Source organism: Pseudomonas sp. GW460-LB5 (assembly GCF_059423245.1).
In genome coordinates this window covers 1-25,095 of sequence record NZ_JBWKXT010000011.1, presented here as the reverse complement: position 1 = coordinate 25,095, position 25,095 = coordinate 1, and the positions used below count along the sequence as shown (strand labels likewise).

The 25,095-nt window shown below is 64.6% G+C and carries 19 protein-coding genes; 16 read left to right on the top strand and 3 right to left on the bottom strand.

What is annotated here, in order from left to right; genetic code table 11:
* Positions 1–951, bottom strand: a complete 951-nt coding sequence (locus AC07XM_RS09195; protein ID WP_102689026.1) for a PDR/VanB family oxidoreductase — start codon at positions 949–951, stop codon at positions 1–3.
* A 10-nt stretch (positions 952–961) separates the two neighbouring features.
* The gene (locus tag AC07XM_RS09190) at positions 962–2,029 is read right to left on the bottom strand and encodes a Rieske 2Fe-2S domain-containing protein (RefSeq protein WP_016487581.1); all 1,068 of its coding nucleotides are present in this window, start codon (positions 2,027–2,029) and stop codon (positions 962–964) included.
* Positions 2,030–3,048: 1,019 nt separating this feature from the next.
* Here AC07XM_RS09190 and AC07XM_RS09185 point away from each other — a divergent pair.
* The 3 genes from AC07XM_RS09185 to AC07XM_RS09175 are packed head-to-tail and all read left to right on the top strand — an operon-like array spanning position 3,049 to position 7,212.
* The gene (locus AC07XM_RS09185; protein ID WP_060517345.1) at positions 3,049–3,714 is read left to right on the top strand and encodes an ABC transporter ATP-binding protein; all 666 of its coding nucleotides are present in this window, start codon (positions 3,049–3,051) and stop codon (positions 3,712–3,714) included.
* The gene (locus AC07XM_RS09180; protein WP_102689025.1) at positions 3,714–6,167 is read left to right on the top strand and encodes an ABC transporter permease; all 2,454 of its coding nucleotides are present in this window, start codon (positions 3,714–3,716) and stop codon (positions 6,165–6,167) included. Before AC07XM_RS09185 ends, AC07XM_RS09180 begins: the two co-directional genes overlap by 1 nt.
* Positions 6,157–7,212, top strand: a complete 1,056-nt coding sequence (locus tag AC07XM_RS09175) for a lipocalin-like domain-containing protein (RefSeq protein WP_102689024.1) — start codon at positions 6,157–6,159, stop codon at positions 7,210–7,212. The genes AC07XM_RS09180 and AC07XM_RS09175 overlap by 11 nt, the downstream gene beginning before the upstream one ends.
* Before the next feature lie 165 nt (positions 7,213–7,377).
* Here the strand turns inward: AC07XM_RS09175 and AC07XM_RS09170 are convergent, their stop codons facing one another.
* A complete protein-coding gene (locus AC07XM_RS09170) occupies positions 7,378–8,124 on the bottom strand; it encodes an enoyl-CoA hydratase-related protein (RefSeq protein ID WP_060517348.1) in 747 nt (248 codons plus the stop codon).
* Positions 8,125–8,226: 102 nt separating this feature from the next.
* Here AC07XM_RS09170 and AC07XM_RS09165 point away from each other — a divergent pair, with 102 nt between their 5' ends.
* The 13 genes from AC07XM_RS09165 to AC07XM_RS09105 all read left to right on the top strand — a co-directional run bounded on the left by AC07XM_RS09165 (position 8,227) and on the right by AC07XM_RS09105 (position 24,990).
* Entirely contained in the window at positions 8,227–8,871 is a 645-nt protein-coding gene (locus AC07XM_RS09165) for a TetR family transcriptional regulator C-terminal domain-containing protein (protein WP_016487575.1), read from the top strand.
* A gap of 74 nt (positions 8,872–8,945) precedes the next feature.
* A complete protein-coding gene (locus AC07XM_RS09160; protein ID WP_102689023.1) occupies positions 8,946–9,662 on the top strand; it encodes a response regulator in 717 nt (238 codons plus the stop codon).
* Entirely contained in the window at positions 9,659–10,444 is a 786-nt protein-coding gene (locus AC07XM_RS09155) for a substrate-binding periplasmic protein (RefSeq protein ID WP_016487573.1), read from the top strand. The genes AC07XM_RS09160 and AC07XM_RS09155 overlap by 4 nt, the downstream gene beginning before the upstream one ends.
* Entirely contained in the window at positions 10,441–12,693 is a 2,253-nt protein-coding gene (locus tag AC07XM_RS09150) for an ATP-binding protein (RefSeq protein WP_102689022.1), read from the top strand. Before AC07XM_RS09155 ends, AC07XM_RS09150 begins: the two co-directional genes overlap by 4 nt.
* A 196-nt stretch (positions 12,694–12,889) precedes the next feature.
* Entirely contained in the window at positions 12,890–14,296 is a 1,407-nt protein-coding gene (locus tag AC07XM_RS09145) for an amino acid permease (protein ID WP_060517352.1), read from the top strand.
* Between the two features lie 342 nt (positions 14,297–14,638).
* Positions 14,639–15,433, top strand: coding sequence for an enoyl-CoA hydratase/isomerase family protein (locus AC07XM_RS09140; protein ID WP_070086532.1), 795 nt, complete (start codon positions 14,639–14,641; stop codon positions 15,431–15,433).
* 32 nt (positions 15,434–15,465) lie between these two features.
* Positions 15,466–16,626 (top strand): acyl-CoA dehydrogenase family protein, encoded by a 1,161-nt coding sequence (locus tag AC07XM_RS09135; RefSeq protein ID WP_016487569.1) that lies wholly within the window; start codon positions 15,466–15,468, stop codon positions 16,624–16,626.
* Between the two features lie 17 nt (positions 16,627–16,643).
* Positions 16,644–18,761: an acetate--CoA ligase family protein gene (locus AC07XM_RS09130; protein WP_102689021.1), complete on the top strand. Its 2,118-nt coding sequence runs from the start codon at positions 16,644–16,646 to the stop codon at positions 18,759–18,761.
* Positions 18,754–20,361 carry a 5-guanidino-2-oxopentanoate decarboxylase gene (locus AC07XM_RS09125; RefSeq protein WP_102689020.1) on the top strand — a complete coding sequence of 536 codons (1,608 nt, stop codon included), beginning with the start codon at positions 18,754–18,756 and terminating at the stop codon, positions 20,359–20,361. The genes AC07XM_RS09130 and AC07XM_RS09125 overlap by 8 nt, the downstream gene beginning before the upstream one ends.
* A 34-nt stretch (positions 20,362–20,395) precedes the next feature.
* Positions 20,396–21,625, top strand: a complete 1,230-nt coding sequence (gene alr / locus AC07XM_RS09120; RefSeq protein WP_060517362.1) for an alanine racemase — start codon at positions 20,396–20,398, stop codon at positions 21,623–21,625.
* A gap of 24 nt (positions 21,626–21,649) precedes the next feature.
* Positions 21,650–22,840 (top strand): pyridoxal phosphate-dependent aminotransferase, encoded by a 1,191-nt coding sequence (locus AC07XM_RS09115; protein WP_102689019.1) that lies wholly within the window; start codon positions 21,650–21,652, stop codon positions 22,838–22,840.
* On the top strand, positions 22,833–24,245 hold the full coding sequence (locus AC07XM_RS09110) for an aldehyde dehydrogenase family protein (RefSeq protein ID WP_102689018.1): 1,413 nt from the start codon (positions 22,833–22,835) through the stop codon (positions 24,243–24,245). The genes AC07XM_RS09115 and AC07XM_RS09110 overlap by 8 nt, the downstream gene beginning before the upstream one ends.
* A gap of 43 nt (positions 24,246–24,288) precedes the next feature.
* On the top strand, positions 24,289–24,990 hold the full coding sequence (locus AC07XM_RS09105) for an NAD(P)H-dependent oxidoreductase (protein ID WP_102689046.1): 702 nt from the start codon (positions 24,289–24,291) through the stop codon (positions 24,988–24,990).
* Positions 24,991–25,095: the final 105 nt, after the last annotated feature.

Sequence of the window (25,095 nt, the reverse complement as noted above, 5' to 3'; positions counted from 1 at the left end):
TCAGATATCCAGCACCAGCAGCGGCGACTTCGAGCGCGAGCAGCAGGGCGTGAACTGATCGTTCAGCGCCTGCTCCTCTTCGGTGAGGAACATGTCGCGATGGTCCGGCGTGCCTTGCAGCACCCGCGTCAGGCAGGTGCCGCAAATACCCTGCTCGCATGACATGGCGATCTCGATACCGTTGCGTTCCAGCACCTGCACCACGGTCTGGTCGGCTGGCACCTCGAACACTTGCCCCGTGCTGCTCACCTGCACCGAAAAACTACCGTCGTTGCTGGCATCCACGGGCGCTGCGGCAAAGTACTCGCGGTGCAGGTTGGCCTCTTGCCAGCCCAGCCCCTTGGCGCTGGCCAGCACATGCTGCATGAACCCGCCGGGCCCGCATACATACAGGTGCACATCGTCTTGCGGGTTGCCCAGCACCTGAGCGATATCCAGTGCGGTTTCCGGTTGCTCGTCAAAGTGCACGACCAGGCGATCAGCGAATGGCGCGTTGCGAATGCGCTCGACAAAGGCCGCACGCTCGCTGGAGCGGGCGCAGTAGTGCAGCTCGAACGGGTGGCCGCTGTGGGACAACTGCTCGGCCATGCACAGGATCGGGGTAATGCCGATGCCACCGGCAAACAAAAGGCTGCGCCGCGCACCCTCGGCCAGCGGGAACAGGTTGCGCGGCGCGCTGATGCGCAGCCGGGCGCCGGCCTGCACCTGCTCATGCAAGCTGCGTGAGCCGCCCCGCGAAGCTGGGTCGTTGAGGACGCCAATCAGATAACGGTGGCGTTCTTCGGGGTGGTTGCACAGCGAATACTGGCGCACGAGCCCATCAGGCAAATGCACGTCGATATGCGCGCCGGCGCTGAACGCCGGCAGCAGGCTGCCATCCGCCGCCGCCAACTCGAAACTGCAGATACCCTGCGCTTCATCGTTACGGGATACCACTACGGCATCGATCATGTCGGCTTCCTCAGGCAGGGGTGGCGCTGGTGGCGATCAGTTGCGGCTGCGGCGCACGTTCTTTGGCGATAATCCGCTCCAGCACCTTGCGCGACTGCACGCCGCCAGCATCGATGTTCAGCTTCAGCAGGTTGCGCTCGGGGTGGGCCAGCAGGTTCTGTTGCTGGCGCTCGAGCATCTCCAGGTCTTCGCTGAAAATCTTGCCCTGGCCCTCACGAATGTTGTCGGTCAGGGCCTGGTCGTGCGCGGCGAAGTTGCGCGCCATGCCCCAGAAGTACCAGATTGAGGTATCGGTTTCCGGGGTGATGAAATCGACCACGATGCTCGACGCCTTGTGCTGCGCTTCGGCGTGGTAGCCACCCTTGCCGGCATGGGCTACGCCCACTTCGATCAGCACATGGCTGGGCGGGGTGAAGCGGCAGATCTGCCAGCGATCCACCGGCACATCGTCGGCCAGGCCGTTGCCACGCAGGGCCATGCGCCAGAAGGGCGGGGCCATGATGTTTTCCATATGCCGGGCGGTGACCACCTCGTCTCCTGTGACGGTGGTGACTGGCGGGGCCTCGTCGATTTCCTTCTGGCCGATGCTGGAGGCATGCACATAGGTTTCGTGGGTGAGGTCCATCAGATTGTCGATCATCAGCCGGTAGTCGCAACCGATGTGGAACAGCCCGCCGCCGTAAGCCCACTCATCATTCACCGCCCATTCCAGATGCGGGATCAGCGCCGGGTCGGCCTGCGCCTGGTCGCCGGGCCAGACCCAGATAAAGCCGTAGCGCTCGACGGCCGCAAAGGTCTTGTTGCAAGGGAAGCCACGCACCCGCTGGCCCGGCATCGACACAGTCTTGCCGTCGCAGCCCATGACCAGGCCGTGGTAGCCGCACACCAGGTTGCCGTCCTCGACATAGCCCAGCGACAACGGTGCGCCGCGGTGGGGGCAGAAGTCCTCGACAGCGGCCACTTGGTTCTCCTTGGCGCGGTAGAACACGATCTTTTCGCCGCAGATCTGTCGACCCAGGGGCTTGGTGGCTATCTCGTCGGGGGTGCAGGCGACGTACCAGGTGTTTTTGGGGTACATGGAAGGCTCTCCAGGGTTTTGTTTTTATTTAATGGATCCATTAGAGCTCTGGTATGAGAAGCAGGTCAACACATTGTGCGTATATTTCGCTGGTCATGTGCGGTTATCGAACGATCAGTGGATCCATTAATGCCAATCCCTTAGGCCACTCTCGGTAGCAGATGGGGCGGTTTCAGCGGCAGGTCTTGAAGGCAGGTGGACGTGTGCCTTGGCCAAGAGCCAAGGGCTGACGCACCCTCTGGAGGAGCAGGCTTGCCCGCTAACACGGGCGACCCCCGTGTCATTTGGTTGCGAGTTATGTAGATGACACAAGTGATCTAAGCATTATTCGATATCTTGTAAGCTAAAGGATCTGCTTAAGACCAGATGATTTCTACGTGATAGCTCTCGTTGCGCTTAGTTGCAATGCACGCCCTTGGCAGGGCCATCAAGCGGCTTATGAATAGAGTGCTCGCAAATATAATAGGTGTGAAAAAATTGAGGCTCATTCAATACAACATGGGGTGTGGAAGTGGATGTGCTGATGGGTTTGGTGGCAGCCTTATGTTGGAAGGTTACGGTAGCGATCACTTCCCGCTCTATCGGCACGCAGCACGTCGGCGACAAGGAAAAACAGGCTGTGGCGACGTGTCTCACGAGAGGGCGGACGCTGCTCAAGGTCATCACCCTGCAAAGGGGTACAACAACTCAAGCAGTTGGAAATAGTTGTACTGTTGGGCGCCCGTCAAAACAATGACGACAGTTTTTGCTCCAGGCCATTGATTTAATTTCAAGAAGTTAATGTTTATAAAGCCAGGAATAATCTTTAGGAAGTCTCGTTGTTGCTTGTTGGTGATTGTTCATTTTGACTGTTGGTTGCACCGATAAGCGTGGCGTCGCTAGCTATTTTGAGCTGTTGATTTATGCGCCAATTACCAAGACAACTGGTTATTCGCCCTGAAAAATTCAGACACGTGTTCGGCTGAAACTCCCCGAACCTGCTATTCCTGAAAGGACCCCCAAATCACCAAGGCCCGTCGATGCTAGCCATCGAACAGCTCCACAAATCATTCCTCACCCCCCAAGGCCCGCTCCCCGTTCTGCAGGGTGTGGACCTGCGCCTGGCACGCGGCAGCAGCCTGGCGCTGATGGGCGAGTCGGGCAGCGGCAAGAGCACGTTGCTGCACCTGATTGCCGGCCTGGACCGTGCCGACAGCGGCCGTATCCTGATCGATGACGTCCCGCTCGACGGCCGTTCGGAGGCGTCGCTGGCGCAGTGGAGACGGCAGGGGATTGGGCTGGTGTTCCAGCAATACAACCTGATCAGCAGCCTGGACGTGGCGGCGAACCTGGCCTTTCAGGCCAGGCTGGCGGGCAGGCATGACCCACAATGGGTGGCTTACCTGGCAGAGCAGTTGGGCTTGGCAGGTTTGCTGGCGCGCTACCCAGAGCAGTTGTCCGGTGGCCAGCAGCAACGGGTCGCCATCGGCCGCGCGCTGGCTGGGCGCCCGGCCTGGCTTTTGGCTGACGAACCCACCGGCAGCCTTGACGAAGCCAGCAGCGATGAGGTGCTGAGCCTGTTGCTGGAACTGGTCGCCGAGGCCGGCAGCGGTGTGTTGATGGTGACCCACAGCCCCCGGCTGGCGGCACGCTTGCAGCGGCGTTGCCAGCTGCAGGCCGGCCGCGTTCAGCCAGAGTTGGGGTGATGAGGCTTTTGTCGCTGGCCCTGTTGGCGTTGTTCAGCCATTGGCGGCGCCATCGTGTGCAGTTTTTCAGCATCTTCACCGGGCTGTGGCTGGCCACGGCGCTGTGGACGGGCGTGCAGGCGCTGAACAGCCAGGCACGCAGCGATTACGCCCGGGCCAGTGCCGTGCTGGCCGGGCCGCTGCAGGCGCAGCTAGTGCCGCGCAACGGTGAGCGCTTCGACCAAGGGCTTTACGTGCAATTGCGCAAGCAGGGTTGGCCAGTAATGCCCGTGCTGGAAGGGCGCTTGCGTTTGCCTGGGGAGCCCGCGCGCAGCGTGCGCCTGCTGGGCATCGACCCTTTGAGCCTGCCGCCAGCCAGCAGCATTGCCGGTGTCCAGCCGCAAGCATTCGATGTGCAGGCGTTCATCGGCACGCCCGGGCAAGCGTGGGCCGGGCCAGACACCTTGCGGCAACTGGGCGCAGAGCGTGGGGAAGCGGTGCGCGACAGCGAAGGGCAACTGTTGCCACCCATGGTCCTGCAGCCTGCATTGGCGCCCGGCGTGATCGTGGTCGATATCGGCCATGCCCAGCGGTTGCTGCACGCGCCTGGGCAGTTGTCGCGATTGCTGGTGGCCGGCAAGCCAGGGCCGCTGCCTGCTGATATTGCGGTTTACCTCGAACTGCAACCGCAACAGGACGACGGCGGGTTGCAGCGGCTGACTGAGAGCTTTCACCTCAACCTGACTGCTCTCGGCCTGCTGGCGTTCGTCGTAGGCCTGTTTATCGCCCATGCCGCAATCGGTCTGGCGCTAGAACAGCGGCGTGGATTGATCCGCAATCTGCGCGCCTGTGGCGTCAGCTTGAACACCCTGCTGTGCGCCTTGATGCTGGAGCTGGGACTGTTCGCCGTCCTGGGCGGGCTGGCCGGCGTGGCCAGCGGGTATGTGCTGGCGGCGTGGTTATTGCCCGATGTGGCAGCCAGTTTGCGCGGCCTGTACGGCGCCCAGGTTGCCGGTTCCCTGAGCCTGCCCGCGTGGTGGTGGCTGGTGGGGGTGCTTGTGAGCGTGCTGGGGGCATTGCTGGCAGGGCTGGGCAGCGTGTTGCGTGCTGCCCGGTTGCCATTACTGGCGTTGGCGCAGCCTCAGGCCTGGCGGCTGGCGCAGGGGCCATGGTTGAGGCGCCAGGCTTGCATAGCGTGCGTTCTGTTGCTGCTGGCCTTGGGCTGCGGCCTGCTGGGTAACCGCCTGGCCAGCGCGTTTGCCATGCTGGCTGGGTTGTTGCTGGCGGCGGCGCTGTTGTTGCCGGCCTTGCTCGACCGGGCTCTGGCCTTGCTGACGCCGTATTGCCGGCGACCTTTGGCGCAATGGTTCGTCGCCGATAGCCGCCAGCAACTGCCGGCACTGAGTTTGGCGTTGATGGCACTGTTGCTCGCGTTGGCTGCCAGTGTCGGCGTGGGCAGCATGACCGAAGGCTTTCGCAAGACTTTTGTCGGCTGGCTGGACCTGCGCCTGTCTGCCGACCTGTACGTCAGCCCTCGGGATACCGCCCAAGGTCTGGAAATTGCGCAATGGCTAGGGCAGCAATCGGCAGCCAGTGTGGTGCTGCCCGGCTGGCGTGTAGAAACGCAGTTGCAGGGCTGGCCAGTGCAGCTTCAGGGCATCGTCGATCACCCGGTCTACCTCAAGCGTTGGCCGTTGCTGCAGCAGCAGCCTCACGCCTGGGAAACGTTGGCCGGCGGGCATGCGGTGATGCTCAGCGAACAGCTGGCCAGGCGCCTGAAGCTGCAACTGGGCGATCGCCTGGCGCTGCCTTCAGAGGCCATGACGGTGGTGGGGATCTATGCCGATTACGGTAACCCCAAGGGGCACGTACTGGTCAATGCCAGCTGGTTGCGCAGGCAATGGCCGCAGGCAACGCTGACCGGGTTGAGCGTTGATCTGCCCGCTGAACAATTGCCCGTCATCAAGGCAGCGTTGCAGCAGCACTTCGCCTTGGACGACAGCCGCGTGGTGGAGCAGGCAAGCCTGAAACGCTGGTCCACCGAAGTGTTCAACCGCACCTTCGCCGCCACCGCCGCGCTCAACAGCCTCACGCTTGGCGTGGCCGGCGTGGCGCTGTTCATCAACTTGCTGACGTTGGGCCAGACGCGGCTGAGCCAGCTGGCCCCCCTGTGGGCACTGGGTGTGCAGCGCAGGCAACTGGTGTGGCTGAGCTTGGGGCAGACCCTGATGCTGAGCAGTTTCACGGTACTGCTGGCAATCCCGTTGGGGGTGTTGCTGGCCTGGGGCCTGGTGGCGGTGGTCAACGTGCAGGCGTTCGGCTGGCGCCTGCCGCTTTACGTTTTCCCCGTGCAGTTGCTGCAACTGGCCGCGCTGGGTTTGTTCACCAGCCTGTTGGCCAGCGCCTGGCCGCTGTGGCAACTGGCGCGCCGCCAGCCCCGTGAATTGTTGAGGCCGTTTGCCGATGAAGCGTAACACCTTGCTGTTGCTATGCGGCCTGCTATGCGCTTGTGACCCGCCGGCGCCACAAAGCTATGCCGGGCTGGGGCAGCAGGCGGACGGTTTCAGCCAGGTGGTCCGCGCGCATCGCCTGGAATTCCCGCGTGACCATGGCGCACACGATGGCTTTCGCATCGAATGGTGGTACGTCACCGCCAACCTCAAGGACGCCCAGGGGCGTGACTGGGGCGCCCAGTGGACCCTGTTCCGCTCGGCCCTGCGCCCCGGCCCTGAAACCACCGACTGGAACAGCCCCAACCTGTGGATGGGGCACGCGGCCCTGACCGGGCCGGGTGGTCACCAGTCTGGCGAAACCCTGGCGCGTGGCGGTATCGGCCAGGCTGGTGTGCAGGCCCAGCCGTTCCGGGCGTGGATCAATGATTGGTCATTGCAGGGCAGGGGGGGTATCGAAAGCCTGCACATGGTTGCCGGTGGCGAAGGCTTTCGCTACGACTTGCGTTTGCGCAGTGATCGGCCCCTGGTGCTGCATGGCGATCAGGGTTACAGCGAGAAATCCGGCAAGGGGCAGGCCTCGTACTATTACAGCCAGCCGTTTTACCGGGTGCGCGGGGAAGTGGAACGTGAAGGCATGTGCATCGCGGTCACCGGCCAGGCCTGGCTCGACCGGGAGTGGAGCAGCCAGCCGCTGGCGGCCGGGCAAACGGGGTGGGACTGGTTTTCCCTGCACCTGGACAATGGTGCCAGGCTGATGGTGTTCCAGGTGCGTCAGGCTGAGGGCGATGCCTACCGCGCCGGCACGTGGGTTGGCCCGCACGGTGAAGTGGTCGCGCTGCTGGGCGCGCAGGTTCAGTTGCAGGCCTTGGCCTGGGCCGAGCAGAAGAATGGCAAGCAGGTACCGACGCACTGGCGGGTGCAGGTGCCGGCGCAGGGGGTGGATGTGCAGGTCGAGGCGGTGGAACCACGGGCCTGGATGGATACGCGGTTCCCTTACTGGGAAGGACCGGTGCGGTTGAGCGGGAGTGCGGGTGGGCGCGGGTATCTGGAGATGACAGGCTACTAGTGCAACACATTCCCGCGATCATGCACCCACCCTGTGGGAGCGGCCTTGTGTCGCGAAAGGGCCGCACAGCGGCCCCGGCAATTCTGCGGCGAGGCGCAAATCCCGGGGGCGCTGCGCACCCCTTTCGCGACGCAAGGCCGCTCCCACAAGGGACGCGTCATCGTTTCAGTCTTTGATCAGCCGCCGTAACACGGCGCGTGCTTCGTCGGTGCGCAAGCACTCGATGAACAACTGGCTTTCACGCGCCACCGTGGCCTCCAGCTCCGCCCGCTGGCTGTCCTTGATCAGCCGCTTGCTGATGCGCAATGCCGCCTGCGGGTAACTTTGCAGCTGCCGCGCCAGCTTGCGCGCTGCGGCCAGGCACTGTTCGCCATCTTCATGCAGCTCATTGGCCAGCCCCCAGGCCACTGCCTGTTCGCCATCCAGCAACGCGTTACCCAGCAGCAGGCCGGCGGCGCGGGCCTGGCCAAGCAAGCGGGGCAGTAGCAGGCTGGAGCCAAACTCTGGGCACACCCCCAACGGTGCGAAAGGCATGCGCAACTTGGTCGAGCGGCTGACCAGCACCTGGTCGCAATGCAACAGCAAGGTGGCGCCGATGCCGATTGCTGCGCCACTGACTGCCGCGATCAGCGGCTTGTCCAGGCCCATGACCACCCGCATCAGGCGGAACACCGGGCTGTCCAGGTCAGTGGGCGGGTTGTCGAGAAAGTCGCGCAGGTCGTTGCCAGCCGTGAAACAGTGCGGCCCTCCGGTGAGGATGATGACATCCACAGCAGGGTCTTCACCCGCCGCCAGCAACAAGTCGCCCAGTTGCTGGTACATGGCGGTGTTCAGGGCATTTAGCTTGTCGGGGCGGTTGAAGGCCAGGGTCAGCAGGCCTTGGTCCAGCTCGCGTGTGATCAGGTCGTTCATGGCAGCCGTTTTTGTTGTTGTGGGCGGGAGTGCCAAGGGTTTATCACGCAGTCCGGCTTGTTGTACAGTCGTTCAGCCCCGCACTGGAACCGAGAACTGCCGATGAGCCAGGAAGCCCGCTACCACCGTATGCTGCCGGAATTACGCAAGGCCAACCTGGTCGAAGCGACCTTGGTGTGCCTCAAGCGCCATGGTTTCCAGGGGGCTTCGATCCGCAAGATCTCGGCCGAGGCCGGTGTCTCGGTGGGGCTGATCAGCCACCACTACGCCGGCAAGGATGAACTGGTGGCCGAAGCCTACCTGGCCGTCACCGGCCGGGTGATGGGGCTGCTGCGTGACGCCATGGCGCAGGCTGCGCCCAATGCCCGCGAGCGGTTGTCGGCGTTTTTCCGCGCCTCGTTCTGTGCAGAGTTGCTCGACCCGCAACTGCTCGACGCCTGGCTGGCCTTCTGGGGCGCGGTGAAGACAGCCGACGCGATCAACCAGGTGCATGACCATTCCTATGGCGAGTACCGCAAGGAACTGAGCCGGTTGCTGGCCGAGCTGGCCACGCAGGAGGGCTGGCAGGGCTTCGATGCCGATCTCGCGGCCATCAGCCTCAGTGCCCTGCTCGATGGCCTGTGGCTGGAGTCAGGGCTTAACCCCGGCACCTTCACCCCCGAGCAAGGCGTGATTATCTGCGAAGCCTGGGTCGATGGCCTGCAGGCCGGCGGCCGGCGGCGCTTCAGCCTGCCCGAGGGCTGTTGATCGTCTGTTCAGTAACGAGTACGCTGCTGGCGCGAGTGTGTAGAACAACACCAATAAAAAAGAGACAACACGCAATGACGCCTCGGGTATTGATCGTCGATGACGATCCGCTTATTCGTGACTTGCTGCAGGCCTATCTGTCCCAGGAAGGCTATGACGTGCACTGCGCCGATACGGCGGAAAAGGCCGAAGCCTTGCTCGGCAGCCAGGACGTCGACCTGGTGTTGCTGGATATCCGCCTGCCTGGCAAGGACGGCCTCACCCTGACCCGCGAACTGCGCGTGCGCTCGGAGGTGGGCATCATCCTCATTACCGGCCGTAACGACGACATCGACCGCATTGTCGGGCTGGAATGTGGTGCTGATGACTACGTGATCAAACCGCTCAACCCCCGTGAGCTGGTATCGCGCGCCAAAAACCTGATCCGCCGCGTGCGCCATGCCCGCGAAGCGCAACCGGCACCGGCCTGCGCGCAGTCGCTGAAGCAGTTTGCCGACTGGGCGCTGGACACCGACCGCCGTCGCCTGATCGATCCACGCGGGGGGCAAACCCTGCTCACCCACGGTGAGTTCCAGTTGCTCAGCGTGTTCCTGCGTAACAGCGGCCATACCCTGAGCCGCGACCAGTTGATGGACCAGATTCGCAACCGCGAGTGGGTGCCCAACGACCGCTCCATCGATGTGCTGGTCGGCCGCCTGCGGCGCAAGCTGCACGATGACCCGGCCGAGCCGCAACTGATCATCACCATTCACGGTACCGGCTACCTGTTCACTGCCAGCGTGGCCGCATGATCCACCGCGCCCGCCGTGCCTGGGGGATGGTGCTGGCGTTGCTCGCCGTGCCGGCCGGCGCAGCACAGACGGTGCGCTACTGCGATTACCCGGTGTACCCGCCGATGTCCTGGAGCGACGGCCACCAGGTGCGTGGCCTGGCGCCAACCGTGGTGCGCGAACTGTTCGCCCGCATGGGCTACCCAGTGCAGACCGTGGTGCTGGGCAACTGGAAGCGTTGCCTGATGGACGCCGCCGCCGGGCGTGTGGACGTGGTACTGGCCTACAACAGCGATCAGCGGGACCAGCGCATGCGCTTTTCCACGGAGCCGGTGGTACGCGAAGAAGTCGCGGTATTCTACAACCGCCTGCGGCCGGTCAGTTTCCAGCGCCTGGAAGACCTGGCCGGCTACCGTGGCGGCCTGTTGTACGGCGAAAGCTACGGCGCCGAATTCGACCGCTTCGTCGCCCGGCACCAGAACATCGAACGGGTGTCTTCCAGCCAGCAGAACTTTGGCAAGCTGATGCGCGGGCGCATCGACTACGTCATCCAGGAGCGGCGCACTGGCCAGCTGTTTATCGAGCACCTGCCCGGGGCGCAGGACATCCGCGTATTGCCCCGGGCACTGAGCGTGGACTACCTGCGCGTTGCCGTGTCCAGGCAATCACCTCTCAGCCAGCACATGGACGAAATCGACGCGCAGCTGCGGCGCATGAACCAGGCTGGCGAAATCGCGCGCTGGCTGGAGCAGAGCGAAGTCACCTACCGCGACATGATCAACCTGCCGGCAGATGCCCGATGATACGCCTGCACACCGATGGCCTGCTGCGCCGTCTGTTGCGGTTCATCCTGCTGTTCAGCCTGTGCTTCACCGTGCTGGCCAGTGGCGTGCAGCTGTACTTCGAATACCGCCGCGAAATGCGCGACATCGAGGCCCGCATGGCGTTGATCCGCGCCGGCTACTTGGCCAGCCTGGAACGCAGCCTGTGGGACCTGGACGAGGCGCAGCTGGACACACAACTGCGCGGCCTGGTGGATTTTTCCGATGTGGCCCGGGTGCGCCTGGTCAGCGACGATTTTCAGCTGCTACGTGGGGAGGCTGAACCCAAAGGGCCGCTGCGCATCGAGCGCTTCCCCCTGGACTATCAGCCCCCCACGGGGCCGGCCAGGCACCTGGGCGAGCTGGAGGTCAGTATCGACCTGGGTGCGGTGCACCGTCGGCTGTACGCCACGGGCCTTGCCAGCCTGCTGTGGATGGGCGTGTTCCTGTGTGGCCTGGCGGTAGCGCTGTCGGGCCTGTTCTATCGCCTGGTTACCCGCCACCTGCAAGTGATGGCCGAGTTCGCCCGGCGTATTGGCGCCGGGCAGTGGCAGGAGCCGCTGCGGCTGGGGCGCCGCCGCTCGGCGCGGCCGGATGAAATTGACACCGTGGCCCATGCCCTGGACGACATGCGCCGCGCCATCCTCAGCGACATCGAGCGCCGCGAGCGCGACCGCCTGGCGTTGCAAGACAAGCGCGACGAACTGCAGGCCATGGTCGAACGACGTACAGCCAGCCTGGCCCGGGCCAAGGATGACGCTGAGGCCGCCAACCTGGCCAAGTCGCGCTTCCTGGCGACCATGAGCCACGAGCTGCGCACCCCGCTCAACGGCATTCTGGGCATGGCCGAGCTGCTACGCGGTGGCCGGCTGGAAGCAGCCGATCGCCAGCGCGTGGAGGCCTTGTACAAGGCCGGCGAGGGGCTGTTGGCGATTCTCAACGAAGTGCTGTATTTCGCCCGGCTAGAAGAAGGTGAGAGCCGCGCCGAACGGGTCGGCTTTTCGCTGCGCCAATTGTGCCAGGAGGTGCTGGCGCTGCTCGAACCCATGGCCGTGGACAACGGCGACACGTTGCACCTGGAGGTTGATGAGCAATTGGCCGTCTACCAGCACGGCGCCGAACAGTACCTGCGTCAGGTGCTCAGCAACCTGTTGGCCAATGCCATCAAATTCACCGAGCACGGCCAGGTGCGGCTCAAGGTGCAGGTGCTGGCCAGTGATGCGACCGCGCAGCGCCTGCGGCTGTCGGTCAGTGACAACGGCATCGGCATCGAGCCGGCCGTACAGGCGAAAATCTTCGACCGCTTTGTCCAGGCCAGCGAGGCTGTGGCCCGGCGCTACGGCGGCACGGGTCTGGGCCTGGCAATCTGCAAACACCTGGTGGAAAAGCTGGGAGGCTGTATTGGCCTGGACAGTGTGCAAGGGCAGGGCAGTTGCTTCTGGTTCGAACTCGACATCGCCCTTGGGCAGCCGGTTTCGCCCTTTGACCCCGCCCAGGGGGCCAGCGCCAGCCTGGATATCCTGGTGGTCGAGGACGTCGCGCTGAACCGGGACGTGGCCGGCGGTTTGCTGGTGCGTGATGGCCACCGGGTGAGCTTTGCCGAAGATGCCGGGCAGGCCCTGCAAGTGTGCACACAGCAGCGCTTCGACCTGATCCTGCTCGACGTTCACCTGCCCGGCATGAGCGGGGTGGAGCTGTGCCGGCAGCTTCGCGCCACCCCTGGGCCTAACCAACACAGCCGGATCGTGGCACTGACGGCGGGCGTGCAACCGGGGCAAGTGCCAGTTTACCTGGAGGCCGGCATGCAAGGTGTATTGGCCAAGCCACTGCGCCTGGCCAACCTGCGCCAGGCGCTGGCCGACGCAACGCCGACCGAAGAGGCCGGTAATGACGCGAACATGGACTGGTCGCTGCTGGCCACTCACCGCTCCCTGCTGGGCGCACAGAAGCTGCAGGGCCTGTTGAACGTGTTGCGCCAGTCCCTGGAGCAGCACGCCACGGCGTTGGCCGAGGCGCTGACGGCCCAGGACTTTACCGAAGTGCTGCACCTGGCCCATCGCCTCGCCGGCAGTTGCGACTCCCTGGGTTTTTCTGGCCTGGCTGCGCTGTTGCGACGCCTGGAGGATGCAGCCCGCCAGCATGACGGGCAGGCGCTGAACGCCCTCGCCGAGCCATTGGCAAACCAGCTCGGCCAGGCCCGCGACACGCTGGAACGGTTGATCCAGAGCTGACGTACAAAAAACTTACGACTTTTTACATCTTCGATCCGTTCGTACAACGGCACCTTACATCCGTTTCCAATAATCCATGGCAACCGTGTTGCACGCGGTCCATGAGGCTTATTGGAGACAAGAATAATGACATGCCGTAGCGCTCAGCCCCTCCTTTGTACCGCCCCCCGTACCTGCCGCAATGGCGAGGTGCGCCATGACTGACAACCACGAAAAAATCCAGCTCACCCGCGCCCTGAAAAGCCGGCACATTTTCATGCTGTCGCTGGGCGGGGTAATCGGCACCGGCCTGTTCATGGGCTCGGGCGTGACCATCAACCAGGGCGGGCCGGTGGGCGCGATCCTGGCGTATCTGGTGGCGGGCTTGCTGATGTATCTGGTGATGGTGTGCCTGGGCGAACTGTCGGTGCAGATGCCGGTGTCCGGTTCTTTTCAGGCCCACGCCACCAAGTTCATCGGCCCGGCCACCGGCTTCATGATTGGCTGGGTGTACTGGATGAGCTGGGCCACCACTGTGGGCCTGGAGTTCACCGCCGCCGGCATGCTGATGACCCGTTGGTTCCCCGAAGTGCCGATCTGGTACTGGTCGGCATTGTTCGTGGTGGTGCTGTTCGGCCTCAACGCCTTGGCCACTCGCGCGTTTGGCGAGGCCGAGTACTGGTTCTCGGGCATCAAGGTGGCGACCATCCTTGGCTTCATCATCATCGGCCTGCTGGTGATATTCGGCGCCATCCCGCTGAGCAGCGGGGCACCGGCGCCAATGCTGGACAACCTGGTGGGCGAGTCGCTGTTCCCCCACGGCCTGTCGGCGGTGTTCGCGGTGATGATGACCGTGGTCTATGCCTTCCAGGGCTGCGAAATCATGGGCGTGGCGGCCGGCGAGACCGAGCACCCGGAAAAAAGCATCCCGCGGGCGGTGCGCAACGTGGTGTTCCGCGTGCTGATTTTCTACGTGCTGGCGATTGCCGTGCTGTCGGCCATTGTGCCGTTCGAGCAGGCCGGCCTGATGGAAAGCCCGTTCGTGCAGGTATTCGACATGGTCGGCATCCCCTTTGCTGCCGACGTGATGAACTTCGTCATCCTTACCGCCATCCTGTCGGTGGGCAACTCTGGGCTGTATGCCTCTACGCGCATTCTCTGGGCGATGTCCAAGAGCGGCATGGCGCCGAAAAGCCTGGCACCGCTGAGCAAGCGCGGCGTACCGCTGCGGGCGCTGAGCATCACCCTGTGCTTTGCCCTGGTGTCGCTGATGACCAGTTTCATTGCCGCCGACACCCTGTTCATGGTGCTGATGGCGGTGAGCGGCATGTCTGGCACCGTGACCTGGATCGTGATCGCCCTCGCGCAGTACCGCTTCCGCAAGGCCTACCTGCGTGAAGGTGGGCAACTGCAGGACCTCAAGTACAAGGCGCCGCTGTACCCGCTGGTGCCGCTGCTGTGCATCACCCTGTGCAGCTCGCTGTTCGTGTTCCTGGCGCTGGATGAAACCCAGCGACCGTCGCTGTACTGGGGCTTTGGCTTCATTGCCCTGTGCTACGCGGCGTACTTCATCGTCAACCGCCGCCGGCAGGGCGCCTTCGAGCCCAGCGCGCCTGGCGTTTGATTCACGATTGCCGGGGCCGCTTTGCGGCCCATCGCGACACAAGGCCGCTCCCACAGGTACTACGCAGACTTGAACGCTGTGAAAGACCCTGTGGGAGCGGCCTTGTGTCGCGAAAGGGGCGCAAAGCGCCCCCGGCAATCCCACAGTTGTACAAAGTTGTAACAACCACCTCGGATTTAACCCTCACAAGTTTAAAAAAATCACTATTGAAACAATAGGTTAGGTTGCTTTCGAGTCATGTTACAGGCCATTTTTCCGCCAATTGCCGCCTTGTTGAACACTCGTTTAGTATCTCCCTCATCAAGCCCTCCCAAAACCATCACAACAACACCGAGGCCCCCCATGACCATTCCGTCATCGTCACTGTTGAGCAAGGTCGAAGCCGGCGTTGCCTGGATCACCCTCAACCGCCCAGAGCAGCGCAACGCGCTGGACATCCCCACCCTCAAGCAACTGCACGCCTTGCTCGACAGCCATAACGCCGACCCGGCCGTGCGCGTGGTGGTGCTCACTGGCAGCGGCCGCACCTTCTGCGCCGGTGCCGACCTGGCCGAATGGGCTGCCGCCGAAGCCGCAGGCACCCTGGAAAGCTACGGCTGGACCGAAACCGCCCACGCCCTGATGTTGCGCCTGCACAGCCTCGACAAACCCACCATCGCCGCCATCAACGGCACTGCCGTGGGCGGTGGCATGGACCTCAGCCTGTGCTGCGACCTGCGTGTCGCCGCCGCTTCTGCGCGCTTCAAGGCCGGCTACACCAGCATGGGCTACAGCCCCGATGCCGGGGCCAGCTGGCACCTGCCACGGTTGATCGGCAGCGAGCAGGCCAAGCGCTTGTTGTTTCTCGATGAACTGTGGGGCGCCGAGCGCGCCCTGGCGGCCGGGCTGGTCAGCGAAGTCTGCGCCGACGAGCAACTGCCCGCCGTGGCTGCCGAGCTGGCCGGGCGCCTGGCCAATGGCCCGACCTTCGCCTACGCGCAGACCAAGCAGCTGATCCGCGATGGCGCCCGGCGCACCCTGGCCGAGCAGCTGGAAGCCGAGCGCCAGGCGGGCCTGCTGTGTGGCCGCAGCCAGGATGGCGCCGAGGCGCTGCAAGCCTCGGTAGAACGCCGCGCCCCCCGTTTTATCGGCCAGTAACCCGATACCGACCCTGATCAGGACCTTTGCAGATGAATTTCCAACTGACCCAAGAACAAGAAATGTTGGTGGAAGCGGTACGCAGCTTTGTTGCCAAGGAGTTGGCGCCCCATGAGGAAGCGGTGGACCGCGCCGATGCCGTGTCGCCAGAGCTGGCCGCACACATCCGTGGCAAGGCCATCGCCGCCGGGTTCTATGCCTTCAACATGCCCGAGGAAGTCGGCGGCGGTGGCCTGGACTACTTGTCCCAGGCGCTGATCGAACGTGAGCTGTCCAAGGTGTCCTGGGCGCTGCACGTGTTTGTCGCACGCCCGTCGAAAATCCTCATGGCCTGCAAGGACGAGCAGATCAACGACTACCTGCTGCCTTGCGTGCAGGGTGAAAAAACCGATTGCTTCGCCCTCACCGAACCGGGCGCCGGCTCCGATGCCAATGCCATCAAGACCCGCGCCGTGCGCCAGGGCGATGACTTTGTCATCAACGGCAGCAAACACTTCATCAGCCACGCCGGCCACGCCGATTTTGCCATTGTCTTCGCGGTCACCGACACCTACGAGCACAACGGGCGCAAGCGCAATGCGGTCACGGCGCTGCTGGTCGACCGCGGCACACCGGGCATGACCATCCGCCGCGGGCCTAAGTGCGTGAGCAACCGGGGCTACCACACCTACGAGCTGTTCTTCGACGACTGCCGGGTGCCGGCCAGCAAGGTACTGGGCGAAGTCGGCAAGGGCTGGGAAGTGGCCAACGCCTGGCTGACCGCGGGCCGGGTCATGGTCGCCGCCAACTGCGTGGGCCAGGCCCAGCGTGCCCTGGACCTGTCGCTGCAGTGGGCCGCCGACCGCAAGCAGTTCGGCCAGGCCATCGGTAGCTACCAGGGCGTGTCGTTCAAGCTGGCCGACATGGCCACGCAGATTCGCGCGGCCGAAATGCTCACCCTGCACACTGCCTGGAAGATGGACCAGGGCAGCATGACCGACGGTGAAGCCGGCATGGCCAAGCTGTTTGCCAGCGAAGTACTGGGCAAGGTGGCCGACGAAGCCGTGCAGATCTTCGGCGGCATGGGCCTGATGGACGAAGGGCCGGTCGAGCGCATCTGGCGCAACGCGCGTATCGAGCGTATCTGGGAGGGCACCTCGGAAATCCAGCGGCACATCATCGCCCGCGAACTGCTGCGCCCGCTGTTGCGCTGAGCGCCAGGAGAACACCCATGTCGCAATCGATTCGTGACAACCTCAAGCGCCTGCTGGCGCCCCGGCACCTGGCCTTCGTTGGCGGGCGCAGCATGGCGCGGGCGCTCAAGCGCTGCGCCGAAGGTGGCTTTGGCGGCGAGCTGTGGCTGATCAACCCTCAGCATGAAAGCCTCGAAGGCATCCCCTGCGTGGCACACGTGGGCGACTTGCCCTATGCCCCGGACGCAGTGTTCATCGCCACCAACCGTGAACTGACCTTGCAGTGCGTTGCCGAGCTGGCCGCGCGTGGCGCCGGTGGTGCCATCTGCTATGCCTCCGGCTTTGCCGAAAGCGGCGAAGAGGGCCGCCAGTTGCAGCAGCGCCTGCTCGCTGCGGCCGGCAACATGGCCCTGCTCGGCCCCAACTGCTATGGCCTGCTCGATTACCTGCACGGTGCCGCCCTGTGGCCGGTGGCCCACGGCGGCAAGCCGGTGGAGAAGGGCGTGGCGATCCTCACCCAGAGCGGCAACTTCGCCTACAACCTGTCCATGAGCGACCGCTCGCTGCCGGTGGCCTACATGGCCTCGGTCGGCAACCAGGCGCAACTGGGGGTGGCCGAGTTGATGGACGTCTTGCTCGTCGACCCACGGGTAACGGCCATCGGGCTGCACCTGGAAGGCGTGAAGAACGTGCCGGGTTTTGCACGCGCCGCTTACAAGGCATTGCAGCAGGGCACGCCGATCATTGCCCTGAAGACGGGTGTGTCGCAGATCGGCGCTGAACTGGCGCTCAGCCACACCAGCTCGTTGTCCGGCTCCGATGCTCTGTACGACAGCCTGTTCCAGCGCCTGGGCGTGATCCGCGTCAGCGGCCCGGTGAGCTTTGTCGAAACGCTCAAGGCCGCCGCTTGCGGGCGCTTGCCGGCAGAGGGCGAACTGATCGCGCTGGCCTGTTCAGGCGGCGATGCGGGCCTGATTGCCGATTATGCCGAACGCAACCATCTGCACCTGCCAAAGCTTGAACAAGGCCAAGTGACAGCACTGGCCGAAGTGCTGCCGGCCTATGCCAACCTGGTCAACCCACTGGATTTCACCACTGCCATCTGGGGCGATGAAGCTGCCCTGCAACGTATGCTCGACAGCACCCTGAGCGGGGCGGCCGATGCCGCCATGCTGGTGCTGGACTACCCGGCGGCCTTCACTGGCGAGCGCAAGGAGTGCGACTTGCTGCTGGCGCTTTACTGCGACGCGCTGGAGCGTCACGGCAAGATCGGTTTTGTCACCTCCGCCTTTCCGGAGCTGCTGCCTGCCAGTGCGCGTGAGCGCCTGCATGCCCGAGGCATCGCCGCCCTGCAGGGTGTGGAAGACGGCCTGGCGGCCTGGGGCCGCATCGTCGCTTACCAACGCAACCGTCAACGGTTGCTGGGGCAAGGCGAGGCTGGGCGGGTACCGCTGTGCCCACAAGCCGTCACGGGCGAAGGCCGTTTGCTGGACGAATGGCAAGCCAAGCAAGCCCTGCGCGCCTTCGGTTTGCCGGTGCCGGCAGGTGTGCTGAGTACGCCCGAGCGCGCTGTGGTGGATGCCGCCCGCGTAGGTTACCCGCTGGTACTGAAGGCGGTCAGCGCACAACTGCCGCACAAGACCGAAGCCGGTGCGGTGGCACTTAACCTGCGCGATGCCGCTGCCCTGGAGGCTGCACTGGTACAGATGCGCCAGCGTATCGCTGACTATGCCCCACAGGTAGCGTTCGACCAGATACTGCTCGAACCCATGGCCGCGCCGCTACTGGCCGAGCTGATAGTGGGCATCAAACGTGAACACGACTTTGCCCTGGCGTTGGTAATCGGCGCCGGTGGCGTGCTGGTCGAACTGCTCAAGGACAGTGTCAGCCTGTTGCTGCCCACTACCGACAGCGCCATCCGCGCCGCGTTGCTGAGCCTGCGCAGCGCCAGCCTGCTGCAAGGTTTCCGTGGCAGGCCGGCCGCCGACCTGGACGCCTTGGTCGCAGCCATCCGCGCGGTAGCCGACTATGCCTGCGAAAACGCCGGGCAACTGCTGGAACTGGATGTGAACCCACTGATGGTCGGTGCCCACGGCACCCTCGCGGTCGACGCGCTGATCCGCCTCGGCCAGGCGCAAGGAGAACGACATGAATGACCTTACCCTGACTGCCGGCCAGGCGCTGGTGCGCCTTTTGGCCAACTATGGCGTGCAGACCGTGTTCGGTATCCCGGGTGTGCACACCCTGGAGTTGTACCGCGGCCTGCCGGGCAGCGGTATCCGCCATGTGCTTACCCGCCACGAGCAGGGCGCCGGTTTCATGGCAGACGGCTATGCGCGGGTGAGCGGCAAGCCGGGCGTGTGCTTTGTCATCACCGGCCCGGGGGTGACCAACGCCGCCACCGCCATCGGCCAGGCCTATGCCGATTCCATTCCGATGCTGGTGATTTCCAGCGTCAACCATACCGCCAGCCTGGGCAAGGGCTGGGGCTGCCTGCACGAAACCCAGGACCAACGCGCCATGACCGCGCCGATCACCGCATTTTCGGCGGTGGCGTTGCGTGGCGATGACCTGCCCGAGCTGATTGCCCGTGCCTGGGCCGTCTTCGACAGTGAACGGCCGCGCCCGGTGCACATTTCGGTGCCGCTGGACGTGCTGGCTGCGCCTGTCAGCCGTGACTGGAGCGATGAGGTGGTACGCCGCCCCTGGCGTGGCCAGCCGTGCCGCGAAACCCTGGACCAGGCTGCCCTGAAGCTGGCAGCGGCCAAGCGGCCAATGATCATCGCCGGTGGCGGTGCGCTGCACGCGGCTGAACAGCTGGCGCAGTTGAGCACCCGGCTGGCCGCACCAGTATTCACCAGCGTGGCCGGCAAGGGCCTGCTGCCGCCGCAGGCGCCATTGAATGCGGGTTCCAGCCTGTGCGTGGAGCCTGGTTGGCAGTTGATCAGCCAAGCCGATGTGGTGCTGGCAGTGGGCACCGAAATGGCCGACACCGACTTCTGGCGCGAGCGCCTGCCAATCACTGGCGAGCTGCTGCGGGTGGACATCGACCCACGCAAGTTCAACGACTTCTACCCCTGTGCCATTGCCTTGCAGGGAGATGCCCGGCAAACCCTGGCCGGCTTGCTCGAACACCTGCCAGCACTCGACCGGGACCCGGCTCAGGCCAGCGAAGCGGTCAGCCAGTTGCGCCAGGCCATCCGCACCGGGCATGCACCGTTGCAGGCCACGCATCAGGCCATTCTGGACCGCATCGCCGCCGTGCTGCCCGATGAGGCGTTCATCAGCAGCGACATGACCCAACTGGCCTACACCGGCAACTACGCTTTCGCCAGCCGGGCGCCGCGCAGCTGGCTGCACCCCACTGGCTACGGCACCCTTGGCTACGGCCTGCCGGCCGGCATCGGCGGCATGCTTGCCACCGGCCACCGCCCGGGCCTGGTGCTGGTGGGCGACGGTGGTTTTCTTTATACCGCCCAGGAGCTCGCCACTGCCGTGGAGGAGCTGGACCGGCCTTTGGTGGTGCTGCTGTGGAACAACGACGCCCTCGGCCAGATCCGCGATGACATGCTCGGCCTGAACATCGAGCCGGTCGGCGTGCTGCCACGTAACCCGGACTTCATCGGCCTGGCCCGTGCCTTTGGTTGCGCGGTGCGCCAGCCGCGTGACCTGGACGCGCTGCAGGCCGACCTGGCCAGTGGTTTCGCCACCCCCGGCGTTACTTTCATCGAACTCAAACACACCTGCGTCTGTTAAGACGCGCACAACGACAAGAACAAGAGAAACCGACATGCCATTTCGCCGCACCCTGCTGGCCGCATCCCTGGCCCTGCTGATCACCGGTCAAGCCCCCCTGTATGCCGCACCTCCGCTGTCGATGGACAATGGCACCAACGCCCTGACCGTGCAGAACAGCAACGCCTGGGTCGAAGTCAGCGCCAGCGCCCTGCAACACAACATCCGCACCCTGCAGGCCGAGCTGGCTGGCAAGTCCAGGCTGTGCGCCGTGCTCAAGGCCGACGCCTATGGCCACGGTATCGGCCTGGTGATGCCGTCTATCATTGCCCAGGGCGTGCCCTGCGTGGCGGTGGCCAGCAACGAGGAGGCCCGCGTGGTCCGCGCCAGTGGCTTCACCGGGCAACTGGTGCGGGTACGCCTGGCCAGCCTCAGCGAGCTGGAAGATGCCTTGCAGTACGACATGGAAGAGCTGGTCGGCAGCGCCGAATTTGCCCGCCAGGTCGATGCCATCGCCGCACGCCACGGCAAGACCCTGCGCATACATATGGCGCTCAACTCCAGTGGCATGAGCCGCAACGGTGTGGAGATGGCGACCTGGTCCGGCCGTGGCGAAGCGCTGCAGATCACCGATCAGAAGCACCTCGAGCTGGTTGCGCTGATGACCCACTTCGCCGTCGAAGACAAGGACGATGTCCGCAAGGGCCTGGCGGCCTTCAACGAGCAGACCGATTGGTTGATCAAGCACGCGAAGCTCGACCGCAGCAAGCTCACCCTGCACGCCGCCAACTCGTTCGCTACCCTGGAGGTGCCGGAGGCGCGCCTGGACATGGTACGCACCGGCGGCGCGCTGTTCGGTGACACCGTGCCGGCGCGCACCGAGTACCAACGCGCCATGCAGTTCAAGTCGCACGTGGCGGCGGTGCACAGTTACCCGGCCGGCAACACCGTCGGCTACGACCGCACCTTCACCCTGGCCCGTGATTCGCGCCTGGCCAACATCACCGTCGGTTATTCCGATGGCTATCGCCGGGTGTTCACCAACAAGGGCCATGTGCTGATCAACGGCCACCGCATACCGGTGGTGGGCAAGGTGTCGATGAACACGCTGATGGTCGATGTCACCGACTTCCCGGACGTGAAGGGCGGCAACGAAGTGGTGCTGTTCGGCAAGCAGGCCGGGGGCGAAATCACCCAGGCCGAGATGGAAGAAATCAACGGCGCGCTGCTGGCCGACCTGTACACCGTGTGGGGCAGTTCCAACCCGAAGATCCTCGTCGACTGAAACCGCCAAAGAAGGGAGATTACCATGCGCTACGCCAAGCTCACCCAACGCATCGCCGGCGACGGGGCTGCGGCCTGGGACATCCACTACCGCGCCCTGGCGCTGCAGGCCGAGGGCAAGGACATCCTGCTGTTGTCGGTGGGTGACCCAGACTTCGACACACCTGCGCCGATTGTCGAGGCGGCCATCGACAGCCTGCGGGCGGGTCACACCCATTACGCCGATGTACGCGGCAAGCTGGCCCTGCGCCAGGCTATTGCCAGGCGCCACCAGCAGCGTAGCGGCCAGGCCGTCGACGCCGACCAGGTGACGGTGCTGGCAGGGGCCCAGTGCGCGCTGTACTGCGTGGCCCAGTGCGTACTGGACCCAGGCGACGAGGTGCTTGTCGCCGAACCGATGTATGTGACCTATGAGGCGGTGTTCGGTGCCTGTGGTGCCAAGGTGGTGCCGGTGCCGGTCAAGCCGGAAAACGGCTTTCGGGTATGCCCGCAAGACGTGGCCGAGCGCATCACCCCGCAAACCCGCGCGCTGGCCTTGAACAGCCCGCACAACCCGTCGGGGGCAAGCCTGCCCCGTACTACCTGGGAAGCACTGGCCGAACTGTGCATCGCCCACGACCTGTGGCTGATCTCTGACGAGGTGTACAGCGAATTGCTGTACGAGGGCGAGCATGTCAGCCCTGCCAGCCTGCCGGGCATGGCCGAACGCACCGCCACCCTCAACAGCCTGTCGAAGTCCCATGCCATGACCGGCTGGCGGGTAGGCTGGGTAGTGGGTTCGGCCGAGCTGGCCGCCCACCTGGAAAACCTCGCCCTGTGCATGTTGTATGGCTCGCCCGATTTCATTCAGGACGCCGCTGTGGTGGCGCTGGAGCAGCCGTTGCCCGAGCTGGCCGCCATGCGCGAGGCCTACCGCCAGCGCCGTGACCTGGTGTGCGAACAGCTGGCCGGCTGCCCGGGCCTGAAGGCACTGAAGCCCGATGGTGGCATGTTCGTGATGGTTGATATCCGTGAGACCGGCGTAAGTGCCCAGGCCTTTGCCGACCGCCTGCTGGACCGCCAGGGCGTGTCGGTACTCGCCGGCGAAGCGTTCGGCCCCAGTGCTGCCGGGCATATCCGCCTGGGCCTGGTGCTGGGCGATGCGGCGCTGGTCGATGCCTGCCAGCGCATCGCCCGCTGTGCCGACGAGCTGAAACGGGAGTACGGCCATGCGTGAGTATGCGCGGCTGTACATCGATGGCGCCTGGCAGGTGCCGAGTGGGCAGGGTATGGCTGAGGTGATCGACCCGGCCACCGAGCAGGCCATTGGCCGGGTACCACTGGGTGGCGAGGCGGATGTCGAGCGGGCAGTGATGGCGGCGCGGCGGGCTTTCGCTGGCTGGTCGCGCACGCCGTCCAGTGTGCGTGCAGGGTACATCCAGGCGTTGGTGGTGCAGCTGAAATGCCACGCGGCGGAAATGGCCGGGGCCATTACCGACGAACTGGGCATGCCGGTGCAGTGGTGCCAGGCGGTGCAGGTCGAAGGCCCGATTGTGGGGCTTGCGCAGTACGCCGAACTGACCGGGTTGATGGATGAGGTGCGCGAAGTCGGCAATTCGATGGTGTACCGTGAGGCCGTTGGCGTGTGCGCTTTCATCAACCCATGGAATTACCCGCTGCACCAGATGATCGGCAAGCTGGCGCCGGCCTTGGCCGCCGGCTGCACGGTGGTGGTCAAGCCCAGCCAGGAAACGCCGTTGCACGCGTTTTTACTGGCCGAAATGATCGACGCCATCGGCCTGCCGGCCGGGGTGTTCAACCTGGTCAGCGGCCCGGGGGCAAAGGTGGGTGAGGCCCTGGCCCGGCACCCGCAGGTGGACATGGTGTCGTTCACCGGTTCAACCGGTGCCGGTGTCCGGGTGGCACAGGCGGCCGCGCCGACGGTGAAGCGGGTGTGCCTGGAGCTGGGTGGCAAATCACCGTTTCTGATTACCGCCGATGCCGACCTGCACGCTGCGGTGCGCCATGGCGTGCAGGACGTGATGATCAACTCGGGGCAGACCTGCACGGCACTGACCCGCATGCTGCTGCCGGCCAGCCGCTACGCCGAGGCGCTGGAAATCGCCGAGGCCGAAACCCGCGCACTGGTCATGGGCGACCCGCGTGACCCGGCCAGCTTCCTCGGGCCGATGTGTTCGGCAGGCCAGCGGCGCACGGTGCTGGACTACATTCGCCAGGGCCAGGAGGAGGGCGCGCGCTTGTTGTGCGGTGGTGATAGCGGCGGCTTCGAGCGCGGGTTCTACGTGGCGCCCACGTTGTTCGCCGATGTCGACAACCGCATGCGCATTGCCCAGGAAGAAATCTTCGGCCCGGTGCTGTGCCTGATCCCCTACGCCGACGAGGCCCAGGCGCTGGCGCTGGCCAATGACTCGCCGTTTGGCCTGTCCAGCGCAGTGTGGGCGGGCAGCCGCGAGCATGGCCTGGCTTTGGCGCGGCAGATACGGGCCGGGCAGTGCTTCATCAACGGGGGCGGGTTCAACTACCAGGCGCCGTTCGGTGGCTACAAGCAGTCAGGCAACGGCCGCGAGTGGGGCGAAGAGGGCCTGGCGGAGTTCGTCGAGGTGAAAGCCGTACAGTGCTGAGCCACCGCTGCAAGACAACCTGTTTTGTGTAAGGAGAATGTTTGTGAATGTACTGATCGTCCACGCTCACCCCGAGCCGCAATCGTTCACCGCTGCCCTGCGCGACCAGGCCGTGGAAACCTTCCGCGCCCAGGGCCACCAGGTGCAGGTCAGCGACCTGTACGCCATGGGCTGGAACCCGGTGGCCAGCGCCGATGATTTCACCCAGCGTGAGAACCCTGATTATCTGGTGTATGCCCTGGAGCAGCGCCAGGGGGTCAAGCGCGGCGCTATTGCCAAGGATATCCAGCAGGAGCTGGACAAGTTGTTGTGGGCCGACTTGCTGGTGCTGAACTTCCCGATCTTCTGGTTCTCGGCACCTGCCATGCTCAAGGGCTGGATCGACCGGGTGCTGGTGTCGGGGGTGTGCTATGGCGGCAAGCGTTTCTACGACCAGGGCGGGTTGGCGGGCAAGAAGGCGCTGGTGACCGTGACCCTGGGCGGGCGCGAGCACATGTTTGGCGAAGGGGCGATTCATGGGCCGCTGGAAGACATGCTGCGGCCGATACTGCGGGGCACGCTGGCTTATGTGGGGCTTGAAGTGCTGCCGCCATTCGTGGCCTGGCATGTGCCGTATATCAGCGATGAGGCGCGCCAGGACTTTTTGCAGCAATACCGGCAGCGCCTGGAGCAGCTCTCGGACGACCAGCCATTGGTGTTCCCACGCCTGGCCCAGTTCGATGAGGCGCTTTACCCTCTATCTTGAGTCGTGCGCAGCCCCCTGTAGGAGCGGCCTTGTGTCGCGATGGGCTGCGCCGCAGCCCCAGGATCTGCGCCCCAGTACAAATTGTCGGGGCTGCTGTCGCAGCCC

What these genes read in the sequence shown, in the direction of transcription:
- AC07XM_RS09195 (WP_102689026.1), bottom strand. Translation starts at nt 951, where the DNA reads ATGATCGATGCCGTAGTGGTATCCCGTAACGATGAAGCGCAGGGTATC.
- AC07XM_RS09190 (WP_016487581.1), bottom strand. Translation starts at nt 2,029, where the DNA reads ATGTACCCCAAAAACACCTGGTACGTCGCCTGCACCCCCGACGAGATA.
- AC07XM_RS09185 (WP_060517345.1), top strand. Translation starts at nt 3,049, where the DNA reads ATGCTAGCCATCGAACAGCTCCACAAATCATTCCTCACCCCCCAAGGC.
- AC07XM_RS09180 (WP_102689025.1), top strand. Translation starts at nt 3,714, where the DNA reads ATGAGGCTTTTGTCGCTGGCCCTGTTGGCGTTGTTCAGCCATTGGCGG.
- AC07XM_RS09175 (WP_102689024.1), top strand. Translation starts at nt 6,157, where the DNA reads ATGAAGCGTAACACCTTGCTGTTGCTATGCGGCCTGCTATGCGCTTGT.
- AC07XM_RS09170 (WP_060517348.1), bottom strand. Translation starts at nt 8,124, where the DNA reads ATGAACGACCTGATCACACGCGAGCTGGACCAAGGCCTGCTGACCCTG.
- AC07XM_RS09165 (WP_016487575.1), top strand. Translation starts at nt 8,227, where the DNA reads ATGAGCCAGGAAGCCCGCTACCACCGTATGCTGCCGGAATTACGCAAG.
- AC07XM_RS09160 (WP_102689023.1), top strand. Translation starts at nt 8,946, where the DNA reads ATGACGCCTCGGGTATTGATCGTCGATGACGATCCGCTTATTCGTGAC.
- AC07XM_RS09155 (WP_016487573.1), top strand. Translation starts at nt 9,659, where the DNA reads ATGATCCACCGCGCCCGCCGTGCCTGGGGGATGGTGCTGGCGTTGCTC.
- AC07XM_RS09150 (WP_102689022.1), top strand. Translation starts at nt 10,441, where the DNA reads ATGATACGCCTGCACACCGATGGCCTGCTGCGCCGTCTGTTGCGGTTC.
- AC07XM_RS09145 (WP_060517352.1), top strand. Translation starts at nt 12,890, where the DNA reads ATGACTGACAACCACGAAAAAATCCAGCTCACCCGCGCCCTGAAAAGC.
- AC07XM_RS09140 (WP_070086532.1), top strand. Translation starts at nt 14,639, where the DNA reads ATGACCATTCCGTCATCGTCACTGTTGAGCAAGGTCGAAGCCGGCGTT.
- AC07XM_RS09135 (WP_016487569.1), top strand. Translation starts at nt 15,466, where the DNA reads ATGAATTTCCAACTGACCCAAGAACAAGAAATGTTGGTGGAAGCGGTA.
- AC07XM_RS09130 (WP_102689021.1), top strand. Translation starts at nt 16,644, where the DNA reads ATGTCGCAATCGATTCGTGACAACCTCAAGCGCCTGCTGGCGCCCCGG.
- AC07XM_RS09125 (WP_102689020.1), top strand. Translation starts at nt 18,754, where the DNA reads ATGAATGACCTTACCCTGACTGCCGGCCAGGCGCTGGTGCGCCTTTTG.
- alr (WP_060517362.1), top strand. Translation starts at nt 20,396, where the DNA reads ATGCCATTTCGCCGCACCCTGCTGGCCGCATCCCTGGCCCTGCTGATC.
- AC07XM_RS09115 (WP_102689019.1), top strand. Translation starts at nt 21,650, where the DNA reads ATGCGCTACGCCAAGCTCACCCAACGCATCGCCGGCGACGGGGCTGCG.
- AC07XM_RS09110 (WP_102689018.1), top strand. Translation starts at nt 22,833, where the DNA reads ATGCGTGAGTATGCGCGGCTGTACATCGATGGCGCCTGGCAGGTGCCG.